Below are 22,689 nucleotides of genomic sequence, written 5' to 3' on the forward strand. Positions count from 1 at the left end.
AAGTTATGCAATAAAAGTCTCTTTTTTAATGTGAACAGGAGGTAAAGTGTTATGTTGTCAAATGAACAGGCCAAAATAAACCAGGAAAAATACGGTTATAATGAGTTGGTGGAAGGGAAAAAGAAAAGTCTGATTCAGATCTTTTTAGAACAGTATAAGGACTTTCTGGTTATTATCCTTATTGTTGCAGCGATTGCTTCAGGATTTTTGGGAGATATTGAAAGTGCCATTGTAATCTTCGTTGTCATTACGATAAACGCCATATTAGGAACGGTGCAGACTTTAAAAGCGGAGCAATCTCTCAATAGCTTAAAGCAGTTATCCGCACCGGAAGCAAAGGTAGTAAGGGATGGTGTTCTTTTACAAATTCCGGCAAGAGAGGTTACGGTAGGAGATCACGTCGTGTTGGAAGCAGGAGACAGCGTGCCGGCAGATGGAAATATCATTGAGTGTGCATCTCTTAAGGTAGATGAAAGCGCACTGACAGGAGAAAGCCTTGCAGTTGAAAAATCTTTAGATGAGGTAGAGCCTGGGGCAGCCCTTGGAGATCAGACCAACCGGGTATTCTCAAGCAGCTTTGTTACCTATGGTCGTGCGGCTTATAAGGTAACGGAAATTGGAATGGAGACTGAGGTTGGTAAAATAGCTAAGCTAATCCATTCAGCAGAAGAAAAAAGAACACCTTTACAGGTGAATTTGGACGATTTTGGGAAAAAGCTTTCCATTATTATATTAATATTCTGTGGCATTTTATTGGGAGTAAGCGTGTTTAAAGGAGAAGGGATAATTGATGCATTCTTATTTGCAGTGGCATTAGCAGTTGCAGCGATTCCGGAGGCTCTCAGTTCAATTGTTACTATTGTATTGTCCTTTGGAACACAGAAGATGGCAAAAGAAAATGCGATTATCCGAAAGCTTCAAGCAGTGGAAGGTCTGGGAAGTGTATCGATTGTCTGTTCTGACAAAACCGGTACGTTGACACAGAATAAAATGACAGTGGAAGATTATTATGTAGATGAGAAAAGAATTCGAGTGGATCAAATCAACATTGCAAAGGATAGTGAAAAGTTTTTGATGCATTGTAGTATGCTTTGTAATGATTCTACAAATGTGAATGGACAGGAGATTGGAGACCCTACAGAAACTGCTTTGATTAATCTGGGCAGCAATTTTGGAATTGAGGCAATGGATCTTCGGGCAAAATACAGCAGAAAGGCTGAAATACCTTTTGACAGTGACAGAAAGTTAATGGCAACAGCCCATTATCTGAGACACGGATATGCGATGGTTGTAAAGGGAGCTGTTGATGTAATTCTTAAACGTGTTACCAAAATACGTATTGACGGTGTGGAGCGGGAGATTACAAAAGAAGACATTGTCAATATTGAAAATCAGAACATGGAATTTTCAAGAGACGGGCTAAGAGTTTTAGGCTTTGCATATAAAGATTTGCCAGAGGAAAGAGACATCACTTTTGAGGATGAATATGATCTTATTTTTCTGGGTCTGATTTCTATGATGGATCCACCGCGAGTGGAATCAAAGCAGGCAGTTACAGAGTGTATTGAAGCAGGAATCAAGCCAATTATGATTACAGGAGATCACAAGATTACAGCAGCAGCAATTGCCAAGAGGATTGGAATCTTAAAAGATGACAGCGAAGCAGTAGAAGGTGCAGTAATTGAAAATATGTCAGACGAGGAACTACAGGACTACGTTCCAAAAGTATCTGTATATGCCAGAGTATCGCCAGAGCATAAGATACGTATTGTAAAGGCTTGGCAGGATCGGGGAAATATTGTTGCTATGACAGGAGATGGTGTAAACGATGCACCAGCACTGAAGCAGGCAGACATTGGGGTTGCAATGGGAATAACTGGAACGGAAGTATCGAAAGATGCCGCATCAATGGTTTTAACAGATGATAACTTTGCAACGATTATTAAGGCTGTAAAAAATGGACGTAACGTTTATCAGAACATCAAGAATGCAATACAGTTTTTATTGTCTGGAAACTTTGGAGGAATTTTATCGGTTCTATATGCATCCATTGCAGGGCTTCCAGTGCCTTTTGCACCGGTTCACCTATTGTTTATCAATTTGTTAACAGACAGTCTTCCAGCCATTGCCCTTGGACTGGAGCCTCATAGTGATGATGTAATGAAGGAAAAGCCAAGGAAGAAAAACGAATCCATTTTAACGAGAAGTTTCTTGCTGAATATAGGATTGGAAGGATTTGTTATTGGGCTGATGACAATGCTTGCATTCACGATTGGATACAAATCAGGAGGAACATTGTTAGCCCAGACAATGGCTTTTGGAACACTTTGTACCGGAAGGCTTTTCCATGGATTTAACTGCAAAGCGAACAAGCCAACAATATTTACAAAGCGTTTCTTTAACAATATATACTTAGTTGGAGCTTTTTTATTAGGACTTGCGCTTATTGTCTCCGTATTAGTAATACCTGGGCTGCATACGGTATTTAAAGTACAGAGTTTAAATCTTACACAGCTGTTTATTGTGATTGGGCTATCTTTCCTTAATCTGCCAATCATACAGTTATTGAAGAGAATTCGTCATGGAAGAAGCTAAAATAAGGAATTAAATCAGAAGAATATGAAATGGTAAGAAAATCAGAGTTCTCAAGGGGCTTGTGTGACAATAATTGCACAAACCCCTTGTTTTGTGTTATAATCTAGGATACGTATTTTGAGAAAAGGATTGATAAAGATGAATAAAGAAAAGTATTATATCACAACAGCAATTGCATATACGTCAGGAAAACCCCATATTGGAAATACTTATGAGATTATTTTAGCGGATGCAATTGCACGGTATAAAAGGAATAAGGGATACGAGGTGTTCTTTCAAACAGGAACCGATGAACATGGACAGAAAATTGAGATGAAAGCAAAGGAAGCCGGTGTGACACCGAAGGAATTTGTGGATGATGTAGCAAAAGAAGTTCGTGGTATTTGGGATTTAATGAATACATCTTACGATAATTTCATACGCACAACAGATGAATACCATGAAAAACAAGTACAAAAGATATTTGATCAACTTCATACTCAGGGAGATATCTATAAAGATTACTATGAAGGTATGTACTGCACTGCCTGTGAGTCCTTTTTTACAGAGGCTCAATTAGCAGATGGCAAGTGTCCAGATTGTGGCGGTCCTGTATATCCCGCCAAAGAGGAGGCTTATTTCTTTAAGATGAGCAAGTATGCAGATCGTTTAATCGAGCATATTAATACACATCCGGAATTTATTCAGCCGGTATCCAGAAAAAATGAGATGATGAATAATTTTCTAATTCCGGGACTACAGGATTTGTGTGTTTCCAGAACCTCCTTTTCCTGGGGAATTCCGGTGGATTTCGCACCAAAACATGTTGTTTATGTATGGCTTGATGCATTAACAAATTACATCACTGGAATTGGATATGATAACGACGGTGATGATTCAGAGCTATTTCGCAAGATGTGGCCTGCAGATTTACACTTGATTGGAAAGGATATTATCCGGTTCCATACGATTTACTGGCCCATATTTTTAATGGCTCTTGATCTTCCTTTGCCAAAGCAAATATTTGGACATCCTTGGCTTTTACAAGGAGAAGGAAAGATGAGTAAGTCAAAAGGAAACGTCTTGTATGCGGATGAATTAGTAGATTTCTTTGGAGTAGATGCAGTACGTTACTTTGTACTTCATGAAATGCCTTTTGATAATGATGGTGTAATTACCTGGGAGCTTATGGTAGAGCGTATGAATTCGGAGCTTGCAAATACCTTGGGTAATCTGGTAAACCGGACGATTTCCATGACGAATAAATATTTCGGAGGAACAGTGAGTGATTTAGGTGTTTCGGAAGAAGTAGATGGTGATTTAAAGGCTGTTGTGGAAGAAGTTGGGAAAAAGGTAGACGAAAAGATGGATGAGCTTCGGGTTGCAGAGGCGATAACAGAAATCTTTTCTATCTTCAAAAGATGTAACAAATACATTGATGAGACGATGCCTTGGGCGTTAGCTAAGGATGAGGCAAAGCAGGATCGTTTAGAAACAGTGCTTTCAAATTTGATTTCTAGTATAAAAGTAGGAGCAAAGCTATTAGAGCCCTTTATGCCAGAGACATCACAAAAGATTTTGGATCAGCTTGGAGAAGATAAGGTAACAGAGACACCGGAAATCTTATTCGCAAGGCTGGATTTGGAAGAGGTACTTAAAAAAGTAGAAGAGCTTCATCCGACTGTTCCAGAAGAAAAGGAAGAGGAAGCAGGAATAGATATCGAAGATAAAAAAGAAATTAGTTTTGAGGATTTTGGAAGTATGCAATTCCAGGTGGGAGAGATTCTATCATGTGAGGCAGTGCCAAAGTCTAAGAAGCTCCTTTGCTCACAGGTAAAAGTTGGAAGTAAAAAAATGCAGATTGTATCTGGTATTAAAGCAAACTACACACCGGAAGAGATGGTAGGGAAAAAGGTAATGGTACTGGTAAACTTAAAACCTGCAAAACTGGCAGGACTTTTGTCAGAAGGTATGCTTTTATGTGCAGAAAATGAGGCAGGAGAATTATCCTTAATGGTACCGGAGAAGGATATGCCATCGGGAGCAGAGATTAATTAGGAGAAGAGAATGATATTTGATACCCATGCTCATTATGACGATGAACAGTTTGATACAGACAGGGAAGAGCTTTTAAATTCAATGGAAGATGAGGGCGTAGGGCATATTATAAATGCTGCTTCGTCCTATGCTTCCGTAAAGCGTTGTGTAGAACTGGGAAGAAAATATTCTTTTGTTTATGGGTCTGTTGGAATTCATCCAGATGAGTTAGAAGGATTAACGGAGGAAACTTATCAACAGCTGTATCCGTACTTTGAGGATGAGAAGATTGTAGCCGTAGGTGAAATCGGATTAGACTACTATTGGGATACAATGCCAAGAGATGTTCAGAAGAAATGGTTTATACGACAGCTGGATGAGGCGAGAAAAAGAAATCTTCCGGTTTTGATCCATAGCAGAGATGCAGCAGAAGATACTTTGCAGGTAATCAAGGAGCATGGAAGAGGACTTAAGGGAGTTATGCACAGCTTTTCCTACTCAAAGGAAATGGCAAGAGAATATGTAAAACTCGGGTTTTTTCTTGGGATAGGTGGAGTTGTGACTTTTAAAAATGGCAAGAAAATGAAAGAAGTTGTTGTGGATACTCCAATCGAGCATCTTTTGTTGGAAACTGATGCACCCTATTTAACTCCGGAGCCTTTTCGAGGAAAACGAAACTCTTCTGTTTACCTAAAGTACGTAGTCCAGGAAATTGCAAGTTTAAAGGGCTTAAGCTGTGAAGAGGTGATTCGCATTACAGAGGAAAATGCCAGGAAGTTAATTGGGAGAGAGAATGAATAAAAAACCATTGGGAAATCCCCAAAATACCATAGAAGTTCTGCAAAAATATGATTTTGTGTTTCAAAAGAAATTTGGACAGAATTTTCTAATCGATACACATGTGCTGGATAAAATTGTAGATGGCGCTGAGATTACGGAAGAAGATGTAGTATTAGAGATTGGACCGGGAATAGGAACGTTAACACAGCACCTTGCAGAGCGTGCCAAAAAAGTAATAGCAGTTGAGATTGATAAAAAGCTTATTCCTATACTAGAAGATACACTAAACGACTATAATAATGTTACGATTCTAAATGACGATATTCTTAAAGTAGACATAAATAAACTGGTAGAAGAAGAAAACGCAGGCCAACCTATTAAGGTGGTTGCAAATCTTCCTTACTACATAACAACTCCCATAATCATGGGCTTATTCGAAGATAAGATTCCAATTAAAAGTATAACCGTAATGGTACAAAAAGAAGTAGCAGAGAGGATGAAAAGTGGTCCGGGAAGTAAGGATTACGGAGCTCTTTCTTTGGCGGTTCAATATTATGCAACGCCTTATATTGTGGCGAATGTACCGCCGAACTGTTTTATGCCAAGACCAAAGATTGGATCCAGTGTGATTCGCTTAACGAAATACCAGAATCCCCCGATTTATGTGGTAAACGAAAAACTGCTTTTTGCAATTATAAGGGCATCTTTTAACCAAAGAAGAAAAACCCTGATTAATGGTTTAAATAATGCTGCAGTGGTTCCTCTTTCAAAAGAAGAGCTGCTTCTCTCGATTAAGAGTTTAGGAAGAGGTGAGAGTATAAGGGGAGAAGCTTTGACATTAGAAGAATTTGCATCTTTAAGTAATGACATAGATGAAAGAATAAAGACGAAAGGAAGGTAGATACTATGGGAAATGTAGAAAACACATTATTTGATGTGACGGACGAAATTCTCGAGTTAGCTGATTTGTGTGCAACAAATAATGCCATCGACAAGGAACTTTATACAAAGTATGAAGTAAAGAGAGGTCTGCGTGATGTAAATGGTAAGGGAGTTTTAGCGGGGCTTACCAGTATCTCAGATATTATTGCTACGAAAGTAGTAGATGGAGTAGAAGTACCTACAGCGGGAAGCCTTTATTACAGAGGATATAACATTAAGGATTTGGTAAATGGTTTTTTGAAGGCAAAACATTATGGCTTTGAAGAAATTACATATTTACTATTATTTGGAGATTTACCAACAGAAAAGCAGTTGGAAAACTTTCAAAACACTTTAACGGAGAGAAGATCTCTTCCACCTAATTTTGTAAGAGATGTGATTATGAAGGCTCCAAGCAGAGATATGATGAATAGCCTTTCCAGATCTATTTTAAACCTGTATTCATATGATGCAAAGGCGGATGATACATCGATTCCAAATGTATTACGTCAAAGCTTGAACTTAATTAGCCAGTTCCCTATGATGATGGTATATGGATATCACGCATATAATTATCGTAAGGGAGAAGATTTGTTTATTTATGCTCCTAAACCGGGGCTATCTACAGCAGAGAACATTCTTATGATGTTGCGTGAAAATAGAAAATACACAAAATTGGAAGCCAGGATTCTGGATATGGCATTAGTTCTTCATATGGATCATGGCGGTGGTAATAACTCTACCTTTACAACTCACGTAGTTACTTCTTCAGGAACGGACACATATTCTACTATGGCAGCAGCAATGGCATCCTTAAAGGGGCCAAAGCATGGCGGTGCAAACATTAAGGTTACGAATATGTTCGAGGACATGAAGACAGTGGTGAAGGATTGGGAAGATAAGGACGAGGTACGGAAGTACCTGGTAGATCTTTTAGAAAAGAAAGCTTTCGACAAATCTGGGCTGATATATGGAATGGGACATGCTATTTATTCCGTATCGGATCCCCGTGCAGAGTTCTTTAAAAAGTTTGTGAAGCAGCTCGCAAAGGAAAAGGGATTTGAAAAGGAATATAATCTGTATGAGACAGTAGAGATGATGGCTCCAGAGGTAATTGGAGAGAAGAGAAAAATTTATAAAGGTGTCAATGCGAATGTGGATTTTTACAGTGGATTAGTTTATCATATGTTGGATTTACCACCTGCATTATATACACCGATATTTGCAACCGCGAGAATTGTGGGCTGGAGTGCTCATCGCTTAGAAGAGCTCAAGAACGTTGATAAGATTATTCGTCCTGCATACAAAGCTCTCTGTCCACATAAAGATTATATAAAATTAGAAGATCGATAAGCCAAAAGCCGGAACTGTACATTTGCAGTTCCGGCTTTTTCGACTCTTTAATCTTTTTTCTTACGTGCTGATTTCTTATCCCAATCTTCTTTTGGTAATGAGGTATAGATGTTTTTTACTGTTCGAAGAACATAATGGGTACGAGTTTTTCGAATGCCCGGCTGATCTTTAATCCAACGATGGATTTCTTCAAGATGCTGGGAAGAGCGACAAGTTATTTTTAATGTATAGTCAAATTCTCCAGTCTGGTAATAACAGGCAATAATATTTGGATGTTCATTTATACTTTCGATAAAAGCATCTTCGTATTTGGGATGTTCAAGGCTTACTTCAATGATAACGGTTACGTCATTTCCCATGCAGGGTTCATCAATTAAGACGGTATAGCCTTTGATAACGCCACTTTGTTCCATTTTCTTTATTCTCTCAATCACTGTTGATACAGTAAGATGAACTTCTTTACTGATTTCAGAAGCACGTTCTCTTCCATTTTTCTTGAGAATCTCAAGAATTTGGTAGTCAATCTTATCCATAAGGAGACTCCTTTCTTTTGAATGGTATAGCCATTTTTATTAAATCACATTATTCCATAAAGGTAAATGTTAATCATATTTATTTTATTTTACTTTAATGATTGGCAATAAATATGAATGAGCCGGAATTAATCCAGCAACTGTCGCTGATATGCTTGAGCAATGGCTTCTCCACGATTTTTAGCGCCTAATTTATTATAGATATTAGAAATATGAGTTTTTGCTGTGGTAGCTTTTATATACATGCGGGCAGCAATTTGTGCAATGGTAAAGCCTTTAGCAAGAAGAGCTAAAACCTCAGTTTCTTTTTTGGTAAGAGAAACGGCGGGTTTTGTTTTTGTGCTTGTATTCTTTTCAAAATATCTTAAATCAGAGAGTGATTGTCCCGCCTTATGAAGATGAATCATAAGGTGTTGAACCCTTCTTTTTGTAAAGAGTTCCTCGAAGTATTCAAAATGAGATTGAATTAAATTTCTCATATCATCTCCGTAAAGGAAAAGAGAAAACCAGGTCTTGCGTTCTGCTGTTAGTATCTTTAATTGCTGGAGGGATAATTTTACCATATGGGGGCGCCCTGCTAAATTATTTGCAAGAGCTGAAATAATGTAATAGTGAAACTTTTCTTTAAAGGTGGTTGGAGAGATATGAGCCAACAGAAGAATGGATTCACAATACTTTTCTTCTTGTATCAAGCAATAGGCATAAAAAAGTTTCTCAAAATTGCTATTCGGCCTTTGAAAATCATACTGCTCCCGTATAAAGGAGACACCTTTCAAAGCCAGGTGGAGAAAGCATTTTGTTCGCATTAAAATATCCGGCGGCCCTCTTCGCCCATTATAGGCGTGCTCGTTTGTATTGTATTTCTCACAGAGGGTCTGTATATGAGAAAGACCTGGATAATCACCCTCGAAAATATAGATTTGCGTGAGCAGAAAGTAGCAGTATAAGTGAATCAGTGTATCACTATGGCTGGCCTCTAGTAAGAGACCAAGAAGCACCTTTTTGGCATCGTCTATTTTCGCCTCATTTAAAAGCAGACTGCCCTTTAAAAGCAGAAGCAGGTTTTGTGTTGTGCCTTTGCAAAGAGCATCCCAACGGGAGGTGAGCCGGGTAAGACGCAGAGAATAATCAGCAGAAAACAAAGTTGAGTTCTCGATTACAAGAGCATATATTTTACCGAGATAAAAGGGGTTTTGATAAGCAATACGGCTTCCATTTGGCAGGAATTTCATTGCCTTTTCAAGGTAGAAAAGACTTTGGCTGGAATTTTCTTTTAAAAGTACAATGGACAAAAGAAGGTAAGATTCGCCCGGCAGCTCTCGGGAATCTGGAGAAGAGTCAGACTCCAGACAAGGAACCAGATTTAATAAGGCAGACTGTGTTCCAGAGGTGCTTGTATAAAACATTGAAAGAAAGGTATGAGAAAATGCGGCCTCGATTTTCGTAAGAGAAAGATCATGTGGGCAAGCATCGATTAAATCGTAAACTTCTGTATAGGGTAGTGGAGAGCCATGAGTAAGAAGTAAAGGATAGATGCAAAGGAGTGCATTTTCATAATCCTTTGTCTGAGTGTAAACAGCAATTGCATCCTTGAAGTATTGGTTTGATTGATACCAATGTCCACAGTTTTGTAAAAAGGAGTGAAGGATGTTTTTGTCATAAATATTTTTTTGGCTTTGCAGATATTTTTGATAAAGAGGGTGGAAGCATATTTGTTCACCAAAGTCTTTCTTATATATAAAATCCAGATTCAAAATTTCATTACAGTATTGGGAATGAATGTAAGGATCTGCAAGTTTAAGAAGCTCTAAATTAAAAAAAGAAAGGCAGGACAAAAAAGCAAGAAGCCTTTGCAAGTGGGGAGAGTAATTCTTAAAATGATACTTATAAAAAGCTTTCTCCATTGTAAAAAACACTTCATTGTCGCGATTTCTAATGTATTTCAGATAAATATAAAGAGGCCACCCCCGGGTTTCTGCCAAAATTTTTTGACATTCCTCTTCTGAAAGGGTTCGCTTGTAAAGGGAAAAAAGTTCAAGCACTTCAGAATGAGAAAAGGACAGGTCAGAGTCTGTTATGATACGGTAAGGAATTAAAGAGGATACGTTCAATGGAAGGGGTCTTCTGCTGATGACTACAAAATGAAAATAATGCTCCGCTGAGCTGTTAATGTGTAAAAAGTGATTTAGAAAGTTTAAAATGTCAGGGTTATGAAGGCTCTCATATTGATCGAAAATATAGTCTATTTTTCGCAAAGGAAAAAAGAACTCTTTTACCGTCTTTAAAAAACTTTTGATTTCAGCAGGGGATGCAGGAAAATCAGTTTGGCAAATGCGGGAATAAAAAGTGGGATACAATTCACGAAATCCGTGAATGTATTGACTCCAAAAAAGTTCTACATTATTATCGGTTTCATTTAAATCCAACCATATATAAGGGCGGTTGCCTTCTGAGTAGAAAGAGAATGCAGCCACTGTCTTGCCATATCCAAAGGAAGCGCACATCAGTGTAATATTCTCAGAGTGGCTTTCCTCTAATAAATTATGAACACGAGAAGGGATGATAAATAAAGGATTTCCATTATCAAAAGACATAAATAATCTCCCTTTAATTTAAAATAATTACATATTTAATATATTAACATATCGAAGGTGGGTTCATCAAGGGTTTTTATTTTTCTATGCGGATAAATCTTGACATTAAAGACAGTTGTTTCTACTATGAAAGGAGAACATTAGCAGACCGTATCAAAGAAGAGAGGAAAATGATGTTAAAAGTAGTTATTGCCGATGATGAAGAAAGAGTGTGTAGACTGATTGAGTTTCTGATTGACTGGAAGTCGATGGGGATGGAGGTAGTGTCGATTGTCCATAATGGGACAGATGCCTTATCAGCTGTCGAAAAGTATAGGCCCAACATAATCATTACAGATATTAAGATGCCGGGGGTAAGTGGTTTAGAACTAATTGAGGAATCAAAGAAATTAAATCCGAAAATGGAATACATTGTGATTAGCGGATATAAGTCATTTGAATATGCGAAAAAGGCGATTCAATTTGGTGTTTCAAATTATTTACTTAAGCCAATTGACCAAGAGGAATTAAAGCGAACCCTGGAAGAAATTAGGGAAACTGTTTATGAGAGAAGAGAGCAATTATCAAAGGGAAAGAAACTAGAAGTTTATGAGAAGGAGTATTTGATAAGCAAACGTAAAGAACTGATGGAGAGCATCATATTTGGTAATAAGGAACCGGAGAGTAACTATAGCATTGAAGAGCTTAACAAAAAGTTTTGTTATAACTTTCGGCCTGGTCTTTTTCAAACAGTAGTGATTAAAATCGATGGACTGCACGAACAAACCCAAGAAAATAAACAGTATGTAGAAAATACGGTAGAACGAGAGGTTCGCAAGGAGTTAAGTGATTGTTTCGAATTAGGTTCTATGGTTTATGAAGAAATATTTTGTTTTACCCTCAACTATCCAAAAGAAGACTACGATATTGAGGAGAGAATGAAGGAGATTTTGAGAAATTTACTGATTCAAAAAGATATTCTCAAAGATTTTCAAGTTACAATTGGTTTGGGGGAGGCAAGGGAAAAACCGATTGCTTTGTTTGAGGGAATTAAGTCGGCAAAAAGAGCAATTGACCAACGTCTGATTTTAGGAACCAATCGCGTTGTTCAAGGAGAATCGAAACATGCAAAAGACTTCATCAACACGGAATTGGTAACCACCTTTAACCATGATTTCTCCGAGGCAATAGAGGTTCAGAATTTAGAACTCATGATACAGACAATCAATCAGCTGGAAGAGGGAATCTTAGCAGATAAATCTGTGACGGGATATATTATTTATCAGATATGTAAAGAGGTTGTTAATGTCTATCTATTTGCCCTAAAGAAATTTGATTTTCCAACTCAAATTATTGATACGTTGTTTCATCAATTTCATGTAGAGATTCATAATTATGGTTCAGCGCGAGAAACCTTTGAGTATTTAAAAGAAGTCATTCGCAATACTTTTGAAGTGCTAAAGAAGGAAAAAGATTCTCAAGATAAAAAACCGATTAAACAGGCCAAGAAGTTTATTATAGAAAATCTGGATCAACCAATCTCTTTGGAAATTGTCAGTGATAAGGTGGGTTTTAACACTGCTTATTTTAGCACCTTATTTAAGAGGGAAACTGGGGATACGTTTTCTGAATATTTAACAAATTGCCGAATGGAAAAGGCGAAGGAATTTCTTCGGGACACAAGTATCCCAATTGCAGTTATCTGTCAGAAAGTAGGATACAATGATGTAAAACACTTTACAAAGAAGTTTACGAAATACGCAAGCTTGAAACCAAACGAATACCGTAAGCTTTATTCATAGGAGCAGCCATGAAAAAGAAATATTTATTTCAGTATCTAAATATTGGTCTGATTATCCAAACAATAGTTACGATTGTTTTATTCAGTATCTTGTTTTTTGTTGAAAATACGGTTGTGATTAAGGTGATTGCAATTAGTGGAATTTTGGAGTGGATTATTTTTTTGTTCATTCTTATGCGGCAGGTATGGAGGCCGCTCACAAGTCTGAATAAAGCATTTCAGGCCTTTGCAGAAGGATACATTGGATATGATGTGTTTGAGATGAAAAGTGAATTAAGCGAAGAGCATGGAAATATGATGGCTTTGATGAAAGAGTTATTGGATCGAAAAGAACTTCTACAGCTATATAAAAAACAATCCGAATATTTGGCTTTGCAAAATCAGATTAATCCTCATTTTTTATACAATACCTTAGAGGGAATCAGAAGCGAAGCCTTAATTGGAGGCCTTCCAGTTGTAGGAGAGATGGCAGAAGTATTGGCAAAGTTTTTTCGATACACAATTTCAAATATTAGTTCATTCGTGTCCGTTGAAGACGAAATTAGCAATGTTTTACATTACTATCAAATTCAAAAATTTCGTTTTGGAGAACGGATTAATCTTAACATTAGTTTTGATGAGAATGAGGAGAAAGACATTAAAGAGTGCCATATGCCTAAGCTTATTTTACAGCCCATTGTAGAAAATGCAATTAAACATGGGATTGAGCCAATGATGGAAGATGGTATTATTGGAATTCGGTTTCAGCACATTTCCAATCGATTGATTATCGTTATTTCAGATAACGGAGTTGGAATGGAGCAAAAGGAATTAGATGCACTGAATGATAAGCTTGGAAAAATCCAGTTAAATGATGCAGATGCTTTGAATCAATTACAAGGCGTTGCGATGTTTAACGTCAGTAATCGAATCAAGCTGCTTTATGGGGAAGAATATGGAATTCATTTTTACAGCGAACCAGGAGTTGGAACGGATGTGGAGGTTTCTTTACCCTTTAACAAAAAAGAAGATAAATAGGTAAGCGGATGAAGCAGGAACTATTAAGAATTGAACATGTAAGTTTGAATAAATCAAAAATAGATTATCTGAGAAACCTTAGTATGTGGATTGAAAAAGCCGAGATCTTAGGTTTAATCAGTCTGAATTACCATGGCTTAGAGGAGCTGATTGACTTGATTATAAATAACGCGCCGATTCAGCAGGGAAAGGTTTACTATGACGGAAATAGTGTAAACAGCTATTTAGGAAAAGTTAAAAAAGAGAATAAAGTATGTATCATTGACCGCCAAAGCCGATTAGCCCCAGACTTAACTGTTGCAGATAATATTTTTGTTCTGAGAAAAGGTTTTAAAAAGTACTTCATTAATAGTAGTATTTTAGAGAAGGAGGTTGCACGAACGCTTACAGAGTCACAGATAGAAATTGAGCCGAACATCCTGGCAGGTCTTTTGACAGAGGGACAACGCTATCAAGTTGAGTTAATCAAAGCAGTGTCATTTGGTGCGAAATTAGTGATTGTACAAAACGTTGGCGAGCTCCTAAGCTTCAATGATCTATCGAAATTTCATGAGTTAATGAAATGCTTTGCAAAACAAGGAGTTTCATTTTTATATGTTAGTAATGACTATCGAGAGGTCTTTGATATTAGTGACCGAGCGTTATTATACAAAAATGGACAGATTAAGAAAGTTTTATACAAAGATGAAATGCATGAGAGAACGGTTTTGCCATACCTACAACCAATCAAGGACTTAAGGGCACGTGAGAATATGGAGAGAAGGAGTGTCTTACAGGTTAAAGACCTGTATTATGATGCTGCTAATAAAGTTTCTTTTCTCATTCATCAAGGAGAATGTATTACCATTTTGGATAAGGAAAAGGTACTGATTCATCATTCAATAATGGAGCTCATGACACTGGGGATTCAAAAAGGAAATATCTTTTTTAATGGGGATAAATTTGTGGAAGAGGTTTTGCTGATTCCGGAAAATCCGATAAGCAGTACGCTTTTTTTGGATCAAAGTTATCTTTATAATCTTTTGTTTTTAATCGATAAGAAAATTGATAGGAGCGTTATTCCGACGAAGGTAATTGAGAGTGTAAAAAAAGAGTGGGGAAAGAAGATTGGAAGAGTAATGGATTGTTCCAGTATTCGAGACTTAAGCATTCGGGAGAAATATCAATTGATTTACTACAAAGCCATTTTGTACCGTCCCAAATTAGTTATTGTTATGCAGCCCTTTGCAGTAGCGGATTTTAATTTGAGAGAAGAAATTATTAAGTTGGTAGCAGAATTGAAGCAAAGTAATATAGCAGTATTATTGCTGTCATCTTATGCAATTGATATTAAATCCGTATCGGATCAATACATTGTTTTGGGTGAAGAAAGCGAAATCCAATAAATACCCCCCTTTATCAAATGAAGCACCCCTATTCTGGGAAAGAGTAAGGGTGCTATACTTGTGTAAGAATAAAGAACAAGAGGGATGATTATGGAAGAATATATTGTTCAAATGAAAAACATAAGTAAGGAGTTCCCAGGAGTAAAGGCGCTCGATGATGTACAGCTCAATCTGAAAAAAGGAGAAGTGCTGGCCTTTCTTGGTGAAAACGGGGCAGGTAAATCAACACTGATGAAGATTTTAAGTGGGATATATCAAAAGGACACAGGAGAGATTATCGTTGATGGTCAGGTGATTGAGCATATGAACCCGGCAAAAGCCCGGGAATTGGGAATTGCCATTATTCATCAGGAATTGAATATGTGCTCTCATTTAACGGTTGCAGAGAATATTTTTCTTGGACGTGAAAAAACGAAATCCGGGGTTCTATCAGAGAAAGAAATGAGGAAAGAGGCTAAGAAGGTATTAAACCGGTTAAAGATAGATATTGATCCGGATACTCTTGTAGGTGACTTGGCTGTATCCAAACAGCAGATGGTAGAAATTGGAAAAGCACTCTCTGTGAATGCGAGAATCTTGATTATGGATGAGCCCACATCGGCGCTTACATCTGCCGAAATCGATGAGCTGTTCCGAATCATTAATCAATTAAAGTCTGAAGGATGTGGAATTATTTATATCTCTCACAGGTTAGAAGAGTTAAAGCATATTACAGACAGGGTTATCGTTTTAAGAGACGGAAAGTATATTGATACAAAAGAGTTTGAAGGACTTAGCATGGATGAAGTTGTTTCCTTAATGGTTGGCCGGGAGATTAAGAACAAGTTTCCGAGAGTTGAGTGTCAAAAAGGCGATAAGATTTTGGAAATTAAAAACTTAAATGCAGGTAAAATGGTCCGCAATATTAATTTAGAGCTTTATAAGGGAGAAATTGTTGGAATTGCAGGACTTATGGGAGCTGGGCGAACGGAAACGACTCGGGCAATTTTCGGTGTTGATCCAAAGGACAGTGGTGAAATAATACTGGAAGGACAGCCTGTTACCATTCATAAGCCAGAAGATGCTATTCGGGCAGGAATTGTTTTGGCTCCTGAGGATCGGAAGAAGGATGGGTTGTGCACAAAACTTAGTGTTGGTGACAATATTGCCCTGCCAAATCTTGATATTATTTGTAATAAGGCAGGAGTTATTAATAGTAAGAAGCAGGAGCAGATGGTTGAAAAGGCGGTAAAGGATCTTCAAATTAAGTTGGCAAACGACAATGTTGATGCAGGAAGCCTTTCTGGTGGAAATCAGCAAAAAATTGTGGTTGGAAAATGGTTGGCAAGAGATTCTAAAGTGGTTATTTTTGATGAACCGACAAGAGGGATTGATGTTGCGGCAAAAGTAGAAATCTATAACTTGATGAATGCGCTTAAAAAGAATGGTATTGGCGTTCTGTTTGTTTCCTCAGAAATGCCAGAGGTAATGGGAATCAGTGATCGAATCATTATTATGTGTGACGGGCGAATTACTGGAGAACTCAATACAAGTGAAGCAACACAGGAACAGATTCTAAAATATGCAACAAAGTTCGAAGACAAGAGCGGTGAAAATAAAGGAGAGAGTGAAAATGGAAACTAACAAAAAGGGAATCAGAAAAATACTTGCTATTAGAGGGATGGGTCAAGTATTAACGGTAACCGTTGGGTTAATTATATTGTGTATTGTTTTTGGAGTTTTAAATCCCACCTTTTTTTCCAATAAAAATCTGGGCAATCTTTTAAGACAAATTGCACCGATACTTCTAATTGGGATTGGACAATCCTACGTGTTGATAACAGGGAATATAGATTTATCAATTGGCTCAGTTTTAGGAATGAGCTGTATGATTTCTGCAACATTAATGACAAAAGGAATCAGCCCTATCGCCGCAATACTCATTACATTTGTGGCATGTATGGCTGTGGGATTTTTAAATGGACATTTAGTATCTACCTGTTCTTTACCTCCATTTATTGCAACGCTTGGTACAATGACGATTGGTAGAGGTATTGCTCAGATTGTAAATGGAAATTACAACACTGATTCAATTGGGGCAGCAGGGAAGAAGTTTCGTGAGTTTTTCTATTATGGCAAAACCTTTGGCATATACAATACAATTTTAATTGCAATCATAGTATGGATTGTATTTAACTTCATTCTTAGCCGGACACGAACTGGGAGACATATTTATGCGATTGGATCAAATGTTGATGCTGCAAAGTTATCTGGCGTATCGGTAGTGGGAACAACGGTTAAAGTTTATTTAGTAAGTGCATTTTGCTCATTCTTAGTCGGAATTATTACTTGTGCAACGGCAGGTATGGGAACCATGGATTCAGGAACATCATATGAGATGTATGCAGTTGCGGCATCTGTTATTGGCGGAGTATCTACATTAGGAGGACAGGGGATTCTGTTAGGTACTGTGGTTGGTGCAGCAATTTGGGGTGTTTTGCAAAATGGATTGCAGTTTGCAGGAGCTCCCGTTGCCATTCGAAATATAGTGATTGGTGTGATTGTAGTTGTCTCAGTACTATTGGACGTAATTGTAAGAACAGGAAGCTTTAAACGCAAGAAAAAAGCATAGGAAATTAAAGACCAAAAGGTTTTTAAGATAAAAAAAGAGGAGGATTTAAAATGAAGAGGAAATTTCTAGGGTTATTATTATGTGCAGCAATGGTTGGAACCTTGGCAATGGGGTGCAGCAACAAAGCAGACTCGGGAGAAAGTGCAAGTGGAGATAAAGAGGATGCAGCCAGTGGAGGTGGAACGAAAAAAGTTGTGTTAATTACCATGGATCAAATGGATCAGCATTGGAAAAATGTGGATAAGGGATGCCAGGAAGCGGTGAAGGCGTTAGGAGATATTGACTATTCTTGGTCTGCACCAGATGTGAAAGACGATGCAAAGCAAATAGAGTGTATTAATAATGCAGTAGCAGGTGGTGCGGAAGCAATTTTGTTGGCCGCAAATGGTCCAGATGCAGTAACAGCAGCTCTTGAAGAAGCTGCAGCGGAAGGGGTTAAAATTATCTATGTTGACTCAGCAGCAAATTTTGACGGGGAAGCAACATTTTCTACAGATAATGAAGCGGCTGGTGTAACAGCAGGAGAAACAATGTTGGAAGAGTTTGAAGCACAAGGTGTAACAAGTGGTAAAATCGGAATTGTGAATGTGAATTCTGCAACAGCTTCTTGCGTAGCTCGTGAGGAAGGATTTCGAAAAGCATTTGAAGGAACAGACTTTGAATTATTAGAAACACAGTACAGTGAAGGAGATGCAGCGAAGTCACAAGACATTGCAAGTGGTTATATCACACAAGGTGTTGTTGGTATGTTCGGTGCAAATGAAGGTTCTACAGTAGGTATCGGGAATGCAATACAGGAAGAGAGTGGAAGCAAAATTGTAGGTGTTGGATTTGATAAGTCCGATACAATCGGTGAGTTGGTTGAAAATGGATACCTACTTGCAACAATGGCACAAAATCCTGACCAAATGGGTAAATTAGGAATCGAAGCAGCCGATAAACTATTAAAAGGTGAAAGCCTTGATCAAACAGACGTAGACACCGGTGTATCTGTTCTTAAGAAGGGTGATTTTTAAGAGGAGCTTATAATGAGTATCCTACAGTAAAGTAAAAGTAGAAAGTAAAGCAAAAACCCGCGAGCCATGTGGCCAGCGGGTTTTTGTTATTTTTATAGTTATCTAAAGGAATGAGAGTAAAGTGTACATCTTGCGATGTAACTTTATGAGGGGGGTGATAGATGTGTTATTCATCTATCTGAGTATCAGTATAAAGGGTAAATATGTCTAAAGTTTGTTCTTAATCTTAAAGAAAACGAAAGTTCCTTAAGAAAAGCTTATGTGGACAGAGAGAGGTCAGAATGGTATAATCCCCAGTAGTAAAAGCAAAGGAAGACGAAGATGATTGTTATTGCATGTGTAGATGATGCTCTCGGAATGATGTTTAATAAAAGAAGACAAAGCAAAGATAAAGTTCTTCAAAAAGAAATAATGGAAGCAACGGCAGGGAAAAAGCTCTGGATGAATCAATACTCGCTGAATCAATTTCAGGAGGAATTTCCAGAGAGCCATATTCTTTGTGATGAAGATTTTTTAAATAAGGCAGCAGAGGGAGACTATTGTTTTGTTGAAAACATTAGTCTGAAATCTTATGAAGAGAAGATTGAAAAAATCATTTTGTATAAATGGAACAGAAAATATCCTGCAGATTTTTTCTTTGATATTTCCATAAATGAAAATGGTTGGAAGATCATTGAGTCGGAAGAATTTCCGGGATATTCCCATGAAAAAATCACAAAGGAAGTGTATGGTAAATGAGAAGAATTTGTAAAATTAAGTCACGATTCCTTCTGATTGTACTTTGCTTTTTTCTAAGCGGATGCAGTATGGTTCCAGAGAAGTCACAGGAAGAATCGACCCAATATGTCAGTAATATAGAAAGTGTTCCGGAGTTTTCTGGAGAACCTTATGTGGTTGTGAATGAAAATGAACCCTTTTTTGAAGAGGAAGATTATACCGAAGAGGCATTTGAAGAATATAGCGATTTGGATTCATTAGGTCGGTGTGGCGTTGCTTATGCAAATATCGGACAAGAGATTATGCCCACTGAAAAACGAGGAGATATTGGCAGTGTAAAGCCTACGGGCTGGCATTCGATTCAGTATGATAATGTAGAGGGAAAATCCCTCTATAATAGATGTCATTTGGTTGGGTTTCAACTTTCGGGAGAAAATGCTAACGAACAGAATCTTATTACGGGAACCCGCTATTTTAATGTAGAAGGAATGCTTCCTTTTGAAAACATGGTAGCAGATTATGTAAAGGAAACGGAAGACCATGTTCTCTATCGGGTGACGCCTGTTTTTGAAGGGGATAATCTTGTTGCTTCTGGTGTGTTGATGGAAGCAAAATCGGTAGAGGACGAAGGGGATGGAGTTACCTTTTGTGTTTATGTATATAATAATCAGCCAGATATTGAAATTGATTATGCTACCGGAGAGAGTGGGTTAGAGTCAGAAAGTGAAGTGACAAAGAGTGATGTATCGAAAGAGGCTCAAGATAGTGAATATGAGGCAGGAACGTATATCTTAAATAAGAATTCCAAAAAATTTCATCGTATGGATTGTTCCGGTGCGTCAAGTATAAAGGAAAAAAATAAAGAAGAATTTACTGGAAACAGAGAGGAGCTCGTTAATCAGGGCTATGCTCCTTGTCAGCAGTGTAATCCGTAGGAAGTACCTCCTTGCCATGTGTGGCGGGAGGTTTTTTTAAGCCTCAAGAAGTATTCTTCCTACAAAAAAGAGTTTGTTGCTTTTTCAAATACCTGCTGTGACGGCATCACTTTCTTCTCCTTTGCAGGGAACAGGCTGTCATACGCCGCCGCTTTCTGTGTATCCACATTGTAGACACTACTTTCGACCGCCTTGCCCGAAATGTCAGTCAGGCTGTCTGGGGTCAATTCCAACACCAAATGTGCGGCAGGATATTTACCCTCCAGATTGCTGATGCCATATTCTTTAGCGTGGCGAAAGCCAAAGCGCTGATAGTAGCCCTCATAGCCATAGATGAGGATAGCCGCGTAGCCAAGTTCTTTTGCAACCTCGATTGCCTGGGTGATTAGCTTGGTACCGATTCCCTTGTTATGCAGTTGGGGCAGAACACTCACCGGGCCAAAGGTAATGGTGTCGTGCTTTGTACCTTGCTTGTCCCTTACATAAGATTTTGTAAAAAGATGCTGCCCACAATCTTACTGTCCAGCTCGGCTATAAAGGCCAACTCTGGGATGAAATCTGGGGATTTGCGGAGGATGTGTACCAGATAGTGTTCATTTCCGCCGGGTACGTATAGATTCCAAAAAGCATCTCGGGTGACCAATTCCACTGCATGGTAATCGTCCTCCCTCTCATTGCGAATGATTAGATTGTTCATCTCTGTTCTCCTTACCATGTACTTAGATTCTTGTGCCCATCCTGACTAGCAATTGCTTCATGACCTTGAAATATGTGTTACATCCCGGAAGCCGACAAGTGTGCAGCTCTTTTCGGATAGCATCGTCTGGACTCTTTTTTGGGTATCGCCGGAATTTCCGCTGCCGGAGGTTATGATGATTTCAATTTGTTTGCCACTTGGCAACGCCGGGATAATATTATTAAAGGCCGGGGCTGGGAATCCTGCCCATAGTGGCATAGCAATAATAATCTTTTCGTAGGCCGAAAAATCAGCCTGAAAGGGTTGCAGTTTTGCTTGCTTTTGCCGCATTGCTGACAGTGAACCCACAACATAAGCGCCAATGGTAGATGGCCGCTTTTGATCTTTCAGTTCAATAATATCTGCCGACTCTTTAGTAGCCAAAGTCTGGGCCAATTCTCTTGTCTTTCCTGTATAAGAATAAAAAATAATAAGTGTTTTCATGTAAGATATCCTTTCCAATATGGTTAATACGATTAACTGTATTTTATACGATGTAGATGCAAGCGTCAAGAGAGGTTTATCCTTTTGGAAAAAGGCAGCTCTACAGCTCCAGAATTGCCGGCGGTATTTCTATTTAGAAGAATATCGAAATAGTTATTGACGAACAACAAAAACAGTGTTACCATCTAATTAGAAATTTATCTAATTAGATGGGGGTGATTCTTATGGGATTTCCAGAAACATTCAAGGCGTTGTCTGACCCTGTACGTAGAGAAATCCTTGTGATGCTGAAAGAAGGGCGCATGTCTGCCGGAGATATAGCGAAGCACTTTGATATGACAAGCGCAACAATCTCCTATCATTTATCTCAGCTTAAAAAAGCAGACTTGGTCTTTGAAACGAAATACAAGAACTTTATCTACTATGAACTGAATCTGTCTGTGTTTGAAGAAATTATGATGTGGATTTCGCAGTTCAAAAAAGACGAGGGAGGAGCAAACCATGAATAAAAAAACTTTACTATGGATCACTTCACTACTTTGCCTGTTGCCGATTATCTTTTCGGTTGTGGTATATTCTTCACTGCCAGAGCAGATTGCTATTCACTGGAACGGTGCAGGCATGCCGGATAATTATGCCCATAAAGCGGTTGCTGCCTTTGGGCTCCCTGTTGTATTTCTGGCTATCAACTTGTTTTCGAAAGCACGTTTATTAAACGATCCAAAAGAAGCAGGACAATCACAAGCAATCAGACAAGTTGGCATTTGGCTGATACCGATTTTATCCATCGTGCTTGTGCCGGTCACACTTTCCATTGCAATGGGAGCAAACATTCCAATCGTCTTGCTTTGCACTTTGGTTGTAGGAATACTGCTGATTATTATCGGAAACTATCTGCCTAAAAGCAGGCAGAACCACACCATTGGCATCAAGCTGCCGTGGACATTGGCTAATGCGGATAATTGGAACAAAACTCATCGACTGGCGGGGTATCTGTATATCGCCGGGGGCACATTGCTAATCGGGAGTAACTTCCTGTTATCCAATGCTGTTGCTCAAATATTGGTCACTGCTATGATAGTAGTGGTGCTTGTCGTGATACCCATAATCTATTCCTATACACAATACACTCACGGAAAAGCAAAGTAAGGATATCCCATTTACAAGCAAGTTTTTCAATTTGCTTTGTGATGGGATTTCTTTGTATCGGCGATAAAATAAACCACTTGCTATGCGAGTGGTTCCCCTCCTGCTTT

General features: G+C 38.3%; 20 protein-coding genes. 15 read left to right on the forward strand and 5 right to left on the reverse strand.

What is annotated here, in order from left to right; translation table 11 throughout:
- The first annotated feature begins 51 nt into the window (after window positions 1–51).
- The 5 genes from NHH15_RS13275 (at window position 52) to NHH15_RS13295 (ending at window position 7,665) form a co-directional block, all read left to right on the forward strand.
- Window positions 52–2,595 (forward strand): cation-translocating P-type ATPase, encoded by a 2,544-nt coding sequence (locus tag NHH15_RS13275; protein WP_262067137.1) that lies wholly within the window; start codon window positions 52–54, stop codon window positions 2,593–2,595.
- A 138-nt stretch (window positions 2,596–2,733) separates the two neighbouring features.
- Window positions 2,734–4,632, forward strand: a complete 1,899-nt coding sequence (gene metG / locus NHH15_RS13280; protein WP_262067138.1) for a methionine--tRNA ligase — start codon at window positions 2,734–2,736, stop codon at window positions 4,630–4,632.
- A gap of 9 nt (window positions 4,633–4,641) precedes the next feature.
- Window positions 4,642–5,412, forward strand: coding sequence for a TatD family hydrolase (locus NHH15_RS13285; protein WP_262067139.1), 771 nt, complete (start codon window positions 4,642–4,644; stop codon window positions 5,410–5,412).
- Window positions 5,405–6,292 carry a 16S rRNA (adenine(1518)-N(6)/adenine(1519)-N(6))-dimethyltransferase RsmA gene (gene rsmA, locus NHH15_RS13290; RefSeq protein ID WP_262067140.1) on the forward strand — a complete coding sequence of 296 codons (888 nt, stop codon included), beginning with the start codon at window positions 5,405–5,407 and terminating at the stop codon, window positions 6,290–6,292. The genes NHH15_RS13285 and rsmA overlap by 8 nt, the downstream gene beginning before the upstream one ends.
- 5 nt (window positions 6,293–6,297) lie before the next feature.
- Window positions 6,298–7,665 carry a citrate/2-methylcitrate synthase gene (locus NHH15_RS13295; protein ID WP_262067141.1) on the forward strand — a complete coding sequence of 456 codons (1,368 nt, stop codon included), beginning with the start codon at window positions 6,298–6,300 and terminating at the stop codon, window positions 7,663–7,665.
- A 47-nt stretch (window positions 7,666–7,712) separates the two neighbouring features.
- Here the strand turns inward: NHH15_RS13295 and NHH15_RS13300 are convergent, their stop codons facing one another.
- Both NHH15_RS13300 and NHH15_RS13305 read right to left on the reverse strand, forming a co-directional pair.
- Complete coding sequence (locus NHH15_RS13300; protein ID WP_262067142.1) at window positions 7,713–8,198, reverse strand: Lrp/AsnC family transcriptional regulator; 486 nt, start codon at window positions 8,196–8,198, stop codon at window positions 7,713–7,715.
- A gap of 128 nt (window positions 8,199–8,326) precedes the next feature.
- Window positions 8,327–10,792: a LuxR C-terminal-related transcriptional regulator gene (locus NHH15_RS13305; RefSeq protein ID WP_262067143.1), complete on the reverse strand. Its 2,466-nt coding sequence runs from the start codon at window positions 10,790–10,792 to the stop codon at window positions 8,327–8,329.
- 170 nt (window positions 10,793–10,962) lie between these two features.
- On the opposite strand from NHH15_RS13305, the gene NHH15_RS13310 reads away from it, so the two are divergent.
- The 8 genes from NHH15_RS13310 (at window position 10,963) to NHH15_RS13345 (ending at window position 20,253) form a co-directional block, all read left to right on the forward strand.
- Window positions 10,963–12,573, forward strand: a complete 1,611-nt coding sequence (locus NHH15_RS13310; protein ID WP_262067144.1) for a response regulator — start codon at window positions 10,963–10,965, stop codon at window positions 12,571–12,573.
- Between the two features lie 8 nt (window positions 12,574–12,581).
- Window positions 12,582–13,589 (forward strand): sensor histidine kinase, encoded by a 1,008-nt coding sequence (locus tag NHH15_RS13315; RefSeq protein ID WP_262067145.1) that lies wholly within the window; start codon window positions 12,582–12,584, stop codon window positions 13,587–13,589.
- A gap of 8 nt (window positions 13,590–13,597) precedes the next feature.
- Window positions 13,598–14,974, forward strand: coding sequence for an ATP-binding cassette domain-containing protein (locus NHH15_RS13320; RefSeq protein WP_262067146.1), 1,377 nt, complete (start codon window positions 13,598–13,600; stop codon window positions 14,972–14,974).
- A 90-nt stretch (window positions 14,975–15,064) separates the two neighbouring features.
- The gene (locus tag NHH15_RS13325) at window positions 15,065–16,597 is read left to right on the forward strand and encodes a sugar ABC transporter ATP-binding protein (RefSeq protein WP_262067147.1); all 1,533 of its coding nucleotides are present in this window, start codon (window positions 15,065–15,067) and stop codon (window positions 16,595–16,597) included.
- The gene (locus tag NHH15_RS13330; RefSeq protein ID WP_262067148.1) at window positions 16,587–17,585 is read left to right on the forward strand and encodes an ABC transporter permease; all 999 of its coding nucleotides are present in this window, start codon (window positions 16,587–16,589) and stop codon (window positions 17,583–17,585) included. Before NHH15_RS13325 ends, NHH15_RS13330 begins: the two co-directional genes overlap by 11 nt.
- A gap of 50 nt (window positions 17,586–17,635) precedes the next feature.
- Entirely contained in the window at window positions 17,636–18,601 is a 966-nt protein-coding gene (locus NHH15_RS13335; RefSeq protein ID WP_262067149.1) for a substrate-binding domain-containing protein, read from the forward strand.
- Between the two features lie 321 nt (window positions 18,602–18,922).
- Window positions 18,923–19,339 carry a ribonuclease Z gene (locus NHH15_RS13340; protein WP_262067150.1) on the forward strand — a complete coding sequence of 139 codons (417 nt, stop codon included), beginning with the start codon at window positions 18,923–18,925 and terminating at the stop codon, window positions 19,337–19,339.
- The gene (locus tag NHH15_RS13345) at window positions 19,336–20,253 is read left to right on the forward strand and encodes a DNA/RNA non-specific endonuclease (RefSeq protein ID WP_330639244.1); all 918 of its coding nucleotides are present in this window, start codon (window positions 19,336–19,338) and stop codon (window positions 20,251–20,253) included. Before NHH15_RS13340 ends, NHH15_RS13345 begins: the two co-directional genes overlap by 4 nt.
- Window positions 20,254–20,312: 59 nt before the next feature.
- On the opposite strand, the gene NHH15_RS13350 is transcribed toward NHH15_RS13345, so the two are convergent.
- Genes NHH15_RS13350 through NHH15_RS13360 form a run of 3 tightly spaced genes read right to left on the reverse strand, consistent with a single transcriptional unit; the run spans window position 20,313 to window position 21,433 of the window.
- Window positions 20,313–20,702: a GNAT family N-acetyltransferase gene (locus NHH15_RS13350; RefSeq protein ID WP_330639245.1), complete on the reverse strand. Its 390-nt coding sequence runs from the start codon at window positions 20,700–20,702 to the stop codon at window positions 20,313–20,315.
- Between the two features lie 29 nt (window positions 20,703–20,731).
- Complete coding sequence (locus NHH15_RS13355; protein ID WP_262067151.1) at window positions 20,732–20,950, reverse strand: GNAT family N-acetyltransferase; 219 nt, start codon at window positions 20,948–20,950, stop codon at window positions 20,732–20,734.
- Window positions 20,951–21,007: 57 nt separating this feature from the next.
- Complete coding sequence (locus NHH15_RS13360; RefSeq protein WP_262067152.1) at window positions 21,008–21,433, reverse strand: flavodoxin family protein; 426 nt, start codon at window positions 21,431–21,433, stop codon at window positions 21,008–21,010.
- 224 nt (window positions 21,434–21,657) lie between these two features.
- Here NHH15_RS13360 and NHH15_RS13365 point away from each other — a divergent pair, with 224 nt between their 5' ends.
- Window positions 21,658–21,942 carry an autorepressor SdpR family transcription factor gene (locus NHH15_RS13365; RefSeq protein WP_262067153.1) on the forward strand — a complete coding sequence of 95 codons (285 nt, stop codon included), beginning with the start codon at window positions 21,658–21,660 and terminating at the stop codon, window positions 21,940–21,942.
- The gene (locus NHH15_RS13370) at window positions 21,935–22,582 is read left to right on the forward strand and encodes an SdpI family protein (RefSeq protein ID WP_262067154.1); all 648 of its coding nucleotides are present in this window, start codon (window positions 21,935–21,937) and stop codon (window positions 22,580–22,582) included. Before NHH15_RS13365 ends, NHH15_RS13370 begins: the two co-directional genes overlap by 8 nt.
- The last annotated feature ends 107 nt before the right edge of the window (window positions 22,583–22,689 follow it).

The organism is Aequitasia blattaphilus (genome assembly GCF_024721305.1).
In the GTDB taxonomy this organism is placed as follows: Bacteria; Bacillota; Clostridia; order Lachnospirales; family Lachnospiraceae; genus Aequitasia; species Aequitasia blattaphila.

Excerpts from the sequence above, each read along its gene's own strand:
- NHH15_RS13300 (WP_262067142.1), bottom strand. The coding sequence starts at position 8,198 with ATGGATAAGATTGACTACCAAATTCTTGAGATTCTCAAGAAAAATGGA.
- NHH15_RS13285 (WP_262067139.1), top strand. The coding sequence starts at position 4,642 with ATGATATTTGATACCCATGCTCATTATGACGATGAACAGTTTGATACA.
- NHH15_RS13370 (WP_262067154.1), top strand. The coding sequence starts at position 21,935 with ATGAATAAAAAAACTTTACTATGGATCACTTCACTACTTTGCCTGTTG.
- metG (WP_262067138.1), top strand. The coding sequence starts at position 2,734 with ATGAATAAAGAAAAGTATTATATCACAACAGCAATTGCATATACGTCA.
- NHH15_RS13315 (WP_262067145.1), top strand. The coding sequence starts at position 12,582 with ATGAAAAAGAAATATTTATTTCAGTATCTAAATATTGGTCTGATTATC.
- rsmA (WP_262067140.1), top strand. The coding sequence starts at position 5,405 with ATGAATAAAAAACCATTGGGAAATCCCCAAAATACCATAGAAGTTCTG.
- NHH15_RS13305 (WP_262067143.1), bottom strand. The coding sequence starts at position 10,792 with ATGTCTTTTGATAATGGAAATCCTTTATTTATCATCCCTTCTCGTGTT.
- NHH15_RS13335 (WP_262067149.1), top strand. The coding sequence starts at position 17,636 with ATGAAGAGGAAATTTCTAGGGTTATTATTATGTGCAGCAATGGTTGGA.
- NHH15_RS13355 (WP_262067151.1), bottom strand. The coding sequence starts at position 20,950 with ATGAACAATCTAATCATTCGCAATGAGAGGGAGGACGATTACCATGCA.
- NHH15_RS13275 (WP_262067137.1), top strand. The coding sequence starts at position 52 with ATGTTGTCAAATGAACAGGCCAAAATAAACCAGGAAAAATACGGTTAT.
- NHH15_RS13325 (WP_262067147.1), top strand. The coding sequence starts at position 15,065 with ATGGAAGAATATATTGTTCAAATGAAAAACATAAGTAAGGAGTTCCCA.
- NHH15_RS13340 (WP_262067150.1), top strand. The coding sequence starts at position 18,923 with ATGATTGTTATTGCATGTGTAGATGATGCTCTCGGAATGATGTTTAAT.
- NHH15_RS13360 (WP_262067152.1), bottom strand. The coding sequence starts at position 21,433 with ATGAAAACACTTATTATTTTTTATTCTTATACAGGAAAGACAAGAGAA.
- NHH15_RS13345 (WP_330639244.1), top strand. The coding sequence starts at position 19,336 with ATGAGAAGAATTTGTAAAATTAAGTCACGATTCCTTCTGATTGTACTT.
- NHH15_RS13295 (WP_262067141.1), top strand. The coding sequence starts at position 6,298 with ATGGGAAATGTAGAAAACACATTATTTGATGTGACGGACGAAATTCTC.
- NHH15_RS13365 (WP_262067153.1), top strand. The coding sequence starts at position 21,658 with ATGGGATTTCCAGAAACATTCAAGGCGTTGTCTGACCCTGTACGTAGA.
- NHH15_RS13330 (WP_262067148.1), top strand. The coding sequence starts at position 16,587 with ATGGAAACTAACAAAAAGGGAATCAGAAAAATACTTGCTATTAGAGGG.
- NHH15_RS13320 (WP_262067146.1), top strand. The coding sequence starts at position 13,598 with ATGAAGCAGGAACTATTAAGAATTGAACATGTAAGTTTGAATAAATCA.
- NHH15_RS13310 (WP_262067144.1), top strand. The coding sequence starts at position 10,963 with ATGATGTTAAAAGTAGTTATTGCCGATGATGAAGAAAGAGTGTGTAGA.